Below are 8,078 nucleotides of genomic sequence, written 5' to 3'. Positions count from 1 at the left end.
CTTCGTCACCAAATCGGCCCCGGCCGGCGACGAGCACGGCGTGATGATCTGGGGCCCGGCGCAGGCCGGCGTCGCGGCGGGAGTGGCGGACGCGGTGGCCGACGGCTCCGTCGATCCCGCCGTGGTGGACGAGTGCGTCGTGATCGCCGCGGTCTGGGTGAACGCGGCGGCTGACGACGCCGACGCCGTCTACCGCCACAACCGCGAGGCGACCGCCACCGCGCTCCGCAACGGCGCCCGACGCCTGCCGCCGCTGGAGGACGTCCTCGCCGCCCGCGGCGCTCCGGCGAACCCGTTCTACACGGCTCCGGCCGTCCCATGACAGGAGACACGATCACCATGCCCCCCGCCACCACCCCGACCGTCGGGTTCATCGGCCTCGGCAACATGGGCTCCGGGATGACCAGGAACCTGCAGAAGGCCGGCTTCCCGCTCGTCGTCACGGACATCCGCCGCGAGTCGGCCGACGAGCTGGTGGCGGGCGGCGCCGTCTGGGCGGCGACCGCCGCCGAGGTCGCGGCCTCGAGCGACCTCGTCATCACGATGCTGCCGACTCCGCGCCACGTCTCGGACGTCGTCGGCGGCCCCTCGGGCATCCTCGCCGGGATCGCCGACGGCGGCACCTGGATCGACATGTCGACCTCGGTCCCCGAGGTGGCGGACCGGGTCCGCGCCGAGGAACGACACCGGGGCCTGCGGGTCCTGGACGCGCCGGTCAGCGGCATGGCCGTCGGCGCCGCCAGCGGGATGCTGCAGATCTTCGTCGGCGGAGAGGCCGAGGACGTCGCCCGGGTCCGCCCGGTGCTCGAGGCGATGGGCGATCCGGAGCGGATCCTGCACGTCGGCGGCCACGGCACCGGATACGCGGTGAAGCTGATGATCAACCAGCTGTGGTTCTCCCACCTGGTCGCGACCGCCGAGGTGCTGGCGATCGGCACGAAGGCCGGCGTCGACCTCGGAGTGCTGCGCGACTCCCTCATCGCGAGCCCCGCGAACAGCACCTTCGTCGAGCGCGACGTGCTCTCGATCCTGACCGCCGGCGACTACGACGAGGGCTTCGCCATCGCTCTCGCCTGCAAGGACCTCGGCCTCTCGATCGACCTCGCCCGCTCGGTGGGCGTGCCCGCCGAGCTCAGCGGCCTGGTGGAGCAGATCTACCGCCGCGCCCGCGCCTCCTACGGCGATCGCGCCGGAGAGATGACGCCCTTCCGCCTCTACGAGGACCTCATCGGGCGGGACCTGCGCCTGTGACCGCCACGACAACCACCCCGGAGACCCCCATGACCACCGCAGCCGACGAGGCCGCCCTCCTCGCCCGGATCCCCGTGCAGCTGCTGCTCGGCTCCGGCTGGACCGACTCCGCCGACGGCTCCACCTTCGCCGTCCAGGATCCCGCCACCGGCCGCACGCTGCTCGAGATCGCCGACGCCCGCCCCGAGGACGGCGCCCGCGCGCTCGACGCCGCGGCCGCCGCGCAACGCGACTGGGCCGCGACCGCACCCCGCGCCCGAGCCGAGATCCTCCGCCGCTCCTTCGAGCTCGTCACCGAGCGCGCCGAGGACTTCGCGCTGCTGATGACCCTCGAGATGGGCAAGCCGCTGGCGGAGTCGCGCGGCGAGGTCGCTTACGGCGCCGAGTTCCTGCGCTGGTTCTCGGAGGAGGCACCGCGGATCTCCGGGCGCTACGCCACAGCACCCGACGGACTCAACCGCCTCCTGGTGCTGAAGCGCCCGGTCGGTCCGTGCCTGTTCATCACCCCCTGGAACTTCCCACTGGCGATGGCCACCCGCAAGATCGCGCCGGCGATCGCGGCCGGGTGCACGATGATCCTCAAGCCCGCCGCTCTCACACCGCTGACCGCCCTGCTGCTGGCGGAGGTGCTCCGCGAGGCGGGCCTGCCCGACGGCGTGCTGACGGTGCTGCCGACGACCAGCGCCGGAGCCGTCACGGGTCCGCTGCTGCGCGACCCGCGGCTGCGCAAGCTGTCCTTCACCGGCTCGACCGAGGTAGGCCGCCGCCTGATCGCCGATTCGGCGGACCAGGTCCTGCGGGTCTCGATGGAGCTCGGCGGCAATGCCCCGTTCCTCGTCTTCGACGACGCCGATCTCGAGTCCGCCGTCTCGGGCGCCGTGCTCGCGAAGATGAGGAACGGGGGCGAGGCGTGCGTAGCCGCCAACCGCTTCCTGGTGCAGCGCGGCATCGCCGAGCGCTTCACTTCGGCCTTCGTCGAACGGATGGCCGGCTTCCGCGTCGCCCGTGGCACCGAGCCCGGCTCCACTCTCGGACCGCTCGTGGACGAGGCGACCCGCGGGAAGGTGTCGGAGCTCGTCTCCGGCGCCCTGGAGGACGGGGCGACGCTCGCCCTCGGCGGCTCCGCCGTCCCGGGTGCGGGCTACTTCTACGAGCCGACCGTGCTCACGGACGTGCCGCGCGACTCGAGGATCCTCGACGAGGAGATCTTCGGCCCGGTCGCCCCGATCGTCGTCTTCGACACCGAGGCGGAGGCGGTGGAGCTCGCGAACGCGACGCCGTTCGGACTGGTCGCCTTCGCCTTCACCCGCGATCTCGACCGCGGGCTCCGACTCGCCGAGGAGCTCGAGACCGGGATGCTCGGCCTCAACGCCGGTGTCGTCTCCAACCCGGCCGCGCCCTTCGGCGGCGTGAAGCAGTCGGGCCTCGGCCGCGAGGGCGGGGCCGAGGGCATCGAGGAGTACCTCGAGACCCGCTACGTCGGCATCGCCGATCCGCACCGCGCCTGAGACCCGGAAAGGACCTCTCGATGGAGATCACCGACTTCTCGACCGACTACTTCTCGCTCGCCGGCCGGACCGCGGTCGTCACCGGCGGCAACACCGGCCTCGGCCGCGCCTTCACCCTCGCCCTGGCCACCGCGGGCGCCGACGTGCTCGTGCCGAGCCTCGCCGAGGACGACGGCACCACCCGTCGGCTCGTCGAGGCGACCGGCGCGCGCTACGAGTTCGTCGAGGCCGACATCAGCGTGCGGGGCACGCCCGCCCGCGTCGTGGAGACCTGCGTCGAGCGCTTCGGAGCGATCGACGTGCTGGTGAACTCCGCCGGGATCTGCCTGCTCGCCGACGTCGACGACTTCGGCCGCGAGCAGTGGGACCCGATGCTCGCCGTGAACCTGACCGCGGCGTTCGAGCTGGCGCATGAGGCCTCGGTCCGGATGCGCGCGCAGGGCGGCGGGAAGATCATCAACATCGCCTCGCTGTTCTCGTTCCTCGGCGGCAAGGGCTCCCCCGCGTACGCCGCGACCAAAGCAGGGATCGTCGGCTTCACCAAGGCCTACTGCGACGAGCTCGGCCGCGACAACATCCAGGTCAACGCTCTCGCTCCCGGCTACTTCGCTACCGCCATCACCGCCGCCACCCGCGCCGACCCGGACGCGGACCGACGGGTCCTCGAGCACATCCCCGCCGAGCGCTGGGGCGACCCGGGCGACCTGATGGGCGCCACCGTCTTCCTCGCCTCGCGCGCCTCCGACTACGTCAACGGCCACGTCCTGGTCGTCGACGGCGGCTATCTCGTCCGCTGATGACCTCCCTCCCGACCCTCCCGAAAGCGATGGACCACCGCATGGCCGCCTCCCGTTCCTCCCTCCGCCGCGACGAGATCGTCGCCGCCGTGACCGAGCTGCTCGGCGCGGGATCGGTCGACACCGACCCGCGCGAGCTGGAGCTCGCCTCCGTCGACCGCTTCAAGAAGTACCAGTCGGTGCACGGGATCTTCGACGGGCCGATCCCCGCCGTGATCGCCTACCCGCGCACCGCCGAGGAGGTGGCGTCCGTCCTGCGGTTCGCGGACGCGAACCTGGTCAACGTGGTCCCCCGCACAGGCCGCACGGCCACCGAGGGCGGCCTCGAGACCGTGATCGAGGACACGATCGTGCTCGATGGCTCCCGCATGGACGCGATCCTCTCGATCGACCCGGTCGACATGATGGCGACCGTGCAGTGCGGAGTGCCGCTGCAGCGGCTCGAGGACGAGCTGCGCGAGCGGGGGCTCACGACCGGGCACTCGCCGCAGTCGAAGCCGCTCGCGCAGTACGGCGGCCTGGTCGCCACGCGCTCGATCGGCCAGTTCTCGACGCTCTACGGTGCGATCGAGGACATGGTCGTCGGACTCGAGGCCGTCTTCCCGGACGGGACGGTCGCGCGGATCAAGAACGTGCCGCGCCGCGCCGCGGGACCGGACCTCCGCCACATCGTGATCGGCAACGAAGGCGCGCTCTGCGTGATCACCGAGGTGACGATCAAGGTGTTCCGGTACCAGCCCGAGAACAACCGCTTCTTCGGCTTCCTCGTCGACGACTTCGCCGACGGCGTCGACGCGCTGCGCGAGCTGGTGACCGCGGGCTACCGCCCCTCCGTCTGCCGCGCGTACTCGCCCGAGGACGCCGCCCAGCACTTCGCGCACTTCGCCGGGGGGAGGAGCGTCGTGATCCTCGTCGCCGAGGGCCCGAAGCGGATCGCGGACGCCACGGCCGAGGCGATCGAGGAGATGTTCGCCTCCCGTCCGCACCAGCGCGTCGAGACGGCACTGATCGAGCGCTGGTTCGACGGTCTCAACTGGGGCCAGGACAAGATCGACGCCGAGAAGGAGACGATGCTGCGCGAGGCGCACCTCGGCTACACCACCGAGGTCTCGATCGACTGGTCCCGGGTGCGCGCGCTCTACGACGCGGTCATGACCCGGATCCGCGGGGAGTTCCCCCGCGCCGCCGACCTGACGATGCTGGGCGCGCACTCGTCGCACAGCTACCAGACCGGCACGAACCTCTACTTCGTCTACGACTACGCGATCCAGGTGTCCCCGCGCGAGGAGATCGACGAGTACCACGTCCCGCTCAACGCGATCATCGTCGAGGAGTCGCTGCGCCTGGGCGGGTCGATGGTGCACCACCACGGCATCGGCAAGTACCGCACGCCGTGGACGCAGCAGGAGCACGGCTCCGCCTTCGGAATGCTGACCACGCTCAAGGACGCCTTCGACCCGCGAGGCGTGATGAACGCCGGCACGCTGATCGCCCTCGACTCGTGAGCACCGCGGACCAGGCGCGCTACGTCGTCGCGGTCGACAACGGCTCCCAGAGCACGAAGGTGCTGATCCTCGATCAGGACGGGACGGTGCACGCCTCGGCGCAGCGCCGGCTCCGCGGGTACGAGACGCCCGAGCCCGGTCACGTCGTGCATCCGGGCGACGACGTCTGGGAGTCGATCGTCGACGCCTGCGCTGAGGCGATGGCGTCGTTCCGGGGTGATCCGGCGCGACTGGTCGGCCTGGGGCTGTGCACGATCCGCTTCTGCCGCGCGCTGCTCGACGCCGACGGACGCCTGGCCGAGCCGATGCTGAGCTGGATGGACGAGCGCGTCTCGCACCCGCACGTGCAGCGGCCGGGAGTCGCGTCCGTCACGACCTCCTCCGGCTACATCACTCACCGCCTCACCGGCGAGCGCCGGGACGCGGCCGCCAACCACCAGGGCGTCTGGCCGATCGACCAGGCGACACGGCGCTGGTCGACGGACCCCGCCGCCTACGAGGCGACCGGCCTCCGGCCCGAGCAGCTGTTCGAGCTGGTCGACCCGGGGGAGCTCCTCGGACGGGTGAGCGCCGAGGCGGCCGGAGCCCTGGGCCTGCCTGCCGGGCTCCCGGTCTTCGGAACCGCGAACGACAAGGCGGTCGAGGCGCTCGGCAGCGGCCTGCGCTCCGACGACCAGCTGCTCCTCTCCCTCGGCACCTACATCGCCGCGATGTCGACGGGTCCCTTCGCCCCCTCGTCGGACGCGTACTGGGTGAACTTCGGCAGCGAGCCGGGCCGCTACCTCTACGAGAGCGGAGGGATCCGCCGCGGCATGTGGACGGTGAGCTGGTGGCGCGACCTGCTCGCCGGCGGCCTCACCGACGAGGAGCTCAACGCGGGCGCAGCCCTGGTGCCGCCCGGCGCCGACGGCCTGATCGCGCTGCTCGACTGGCTCGCGCCCGGAGACGCTCCGGACCGCCGCGGTGCGCTGCTCGGCTTCGACGGACGGCAGGGGCGCTTCCACGTGCACCGCAGCATCCTGGAGGGCATCGCGATGACGATGCGGGGGCACGTCGACCGGATGGAGACGGCGCTCGGCCGCCGCTTCGCCGAGATCGTGGTCTCGGGCGGCGGCTCCCGCTCGGACCTCGTGATGAGCATCGTCGCCGACGTGTTCGACCGGCCCGCCCGGCGGATGCGCGTGACCGACGCCGCGGGCACGGGTGCCGCGATCTGCGCGCTCGTGGGCGCCGGCGTGCATCCGGACTTCGACACCGCCGTGGCCGCGACCGTCTCCGAGCGCGACCGCGTCGAGCCGGACCCCGAGCGGGCGGAGGAGTACCGGCGGCTGACCGCCCGATACGCGGCGGTGACGACGTACACGGATCCCCTGTTCGAGCATCTGGCGCGCTGAGACGGGGCTCGGGACCCTGCCGTCGAGACGGCTGGGTGGATCGTCGAGGGATGGCTCCGCCTCACGCGGACCGCACGACCCGCGGTCGCCTTCGTCACGGAGGAAGGCTTCGCAGCGCCCCGCGGAACGGCGCGGATCAGGAGGGACGGATCGGACGTTCGTCCTGAGTTGTGGACAGCTCTGCTGTCCCGAGCCGCCGTCCTCGGCCCTCCGCCGCCGCTCCGCGCCTCCGCCGCCGCTGTCAAGAGGGGAGAGACGGGCCGCGCCCCTCGCCTAGGGTGCCGGGATGCCCCGCACCCGGACGTCCCGCGCCGCCCTCGCCTGGAGGGAGGCGGTCACCGGCTCGCGCTTGATGCTCGCTCTCAAGACGGCGCTGGCGGTCGGCATCGCCTGGGCCGTCGCGCCGCTCGCTCCCGGAGTCGCGGAGCAGTACCCGTACTACGCGCCGCTCGGCGCCCTGGTCAGCATGTACCCGACCCTGATGGGCTCGGTCCGCAACGGACTGCAGACCCTGCTCGGCCTGGCGGCGGGGATCGGGCTCGCCGCCCTCGTGGTGGTCACTGTCGGCCCGACCTGGTGGACGATCCCGCTCGTCGTCGGGATCGGCGTGGTCCTCTCGGGGACGGGGTGGTTCGGCGCGGGCCGCGAGTACGTGCCGATGGCGGCCCTCTTCGTGCTGATCATCGGCGGGGCCGACGCCGAGGACTACTCCCTCGGCTACCTCGTGCAGATGGCGGTGGGCGTGGTGGTGGGGCTGCTCGTGAACGTGGTCGTCGCCCCCGGGCTCACCGTCGAGGCGGCGTCCGCCCGGGTCGACGCGTTCCAGCGCGAGCTCGCGGAGCACCTGCGCCAGCTGGCCGCCGCGCTCGAGGAGACGTGGCCGCCCGAGCACGAGGCGTGGGCGCGCAACGGCGAGGAGCTGGCCCGGACGGCGGAGGAGGTCCGCGCGGCCCTCGCGGACGCGGACGAGAGCCGCAAGGGCAACCCGCGCGCGCTGCTGCACCGGCGCGACTCCCGGCCCGACCACCTCCGCCTGGAGACGCTCGACGCGATCCTCTTCCACGTCCGCGATCTCAGCGACGCCGTCGCCGACACCATCTGGGAGCGGCCGGGTGCGCTCCCGTTCGACCCGGCGCTCGGCCCGCCGCTGAGCGAGGCCTGCCGAGCGGTCGCCGACGCGATCGACCGCGACGACCGTGGCTCTCCCGCGACCCACCGGGCGATCGGAGGCGCGGCCCGTGCGATCCGGCACCTCGTGCAGGTCGTCGACGAGCGCACCGCAGCGACGTCCCGGACCCTCGGTCCCGGCGTCCTCGCGGCCATGCACCTCCGCCGCGTCCTGGTGCGCCTGCAGCGCGACGGCGCGGAGCCGCAGGAAGACTGAGGTGTGGCGCATCCTGCCCCATACTGATATGGTGATCGGAACATCAGGAGGACGGGGACGACGTGCAGTGGACGGTGACGACGACGAGCCTCCGTGGTCGCGCGCCGGAGCGGGCGACCACGGAGGCTCAGGAGGCCTTCGGGCAGGCGCTACTCGCAGACGAAGAAGGCGACCTCCACGTAGCCCATCGTCTGCGGACGGGTGTCGACGTCCGAGTTCTCGACGGTCACGCTGGACGC

7 protein-coding genes are annotated in these 8,078 nt (G+C 72.5%); all 7 read left to right on the top strand.

From position 1 onward, the window contains the following. On the top strand, nucleotides 1–322 hold a 322-nt coding region (locus C5C27_RS15840; protein WP_181133568.1), incomplete at its 5' end, for a formaldehyde-activating enzyme. Then, nucleotides 319–1,251 (top strand): NAD(P)-dependent oxidoreductase, encoded by a 933-nt coding sequence (locus tag C5C27_RS15835; RefSeq protein ID WP_219812491.1) that lies wholly within the window; start codon nucleotides 319–321, stop codon nucleotides 1,249–1,251. The genes C5C27_RS15840 and C5C27_RS15835, both read left to right, overlap by 4 nt. A 29-nt stretch (nucleotides 1,252–1,280) precedes the next feature. Beyond that, nucleotides 1,281–2,759 carry an NAD-dependent succinate-semialdehyde dehydrogenase gene (locus C5C27_RS15830; RefSeq protein ID WP_104314884.1) on the top strand — a complete coding sequence of 493 codons (1,479 nt, stop codon included), beginning with the start codon at nucleotides 1,281–1,283 and terminating at the stop codon, nucleotides 2,757–2,759. A gap of 20 nt (nucleotides 2,760–2,779) precedes the next feature. Beyond that, a complete protein-coding gene (locus C5C27_RS15825) occupies nucleotides 2,780–3,556 on the top strand; it encodes an SDR family oxidoreductase (protein ID WP_104239396.1) in 777 nt (258 codons plus the stop codon). Next, the gene (locus tag C5C27_RS15820; RefSeq protein WP_258066823.1) at nucleotides 3,556–5,061 is read left to right on the top strand and encodes an FAD-binding oxidoreductase; all 1,506 of its coding nucleotides are present in this window, start codon (nucleotides 3,556–3,558) and stop codon (nucleotides 5,059–5,061) included. Before C5C27_RS15825 ends, C5C27_RS15820 begins: the two co-directional genes overlap by 1 nt. Then, a complete protein-coding gene (locus C5C27_RS15815; RefSeq protein ID WP_104314883.1) occupies nucleotides 5,058–6,455 on the top strand; it encodes an FGGY-family carbohydrate kinase in 1,398 nt (465 codons plus the stop codon). The genes C5C27_RS15820 and C5C27_RS15815 overlap by 4 nt, the downstream gene beginning before the upstream one ends. Nucleotides 6,456–6,741: 286 nt before the next feature. Then, on the top strand, nucleotides 6,742–7,839 hold the full coding sequence (locus C5C27_RS15810; RefSeq protein ID WP_104314882.1) for an aromatic acid exporter family protein: 1,098 nt from the start codon (nucleotides 6,742–6,744) through the stop codon (nucleotides 7,837–7,839). The last annotated feature ends 239 nt before the right edge of the window (nucleotides 7,840–8,078 follow it).

Source organism: Rathayibacter sp. AY2B7 (assembly GCF_002931635.1).
Taxonomy (GTDB): Bacteria; Actinomycetota; Actinomycetes; order Actinomycetales; family Microbacteriaceae; genus Rathayibacter.
The sequence above is the reverse complement of the archived record's forward strand: the minus strand, read 5'-3'. Positions and strand labels throughout refer to the sequence as shown.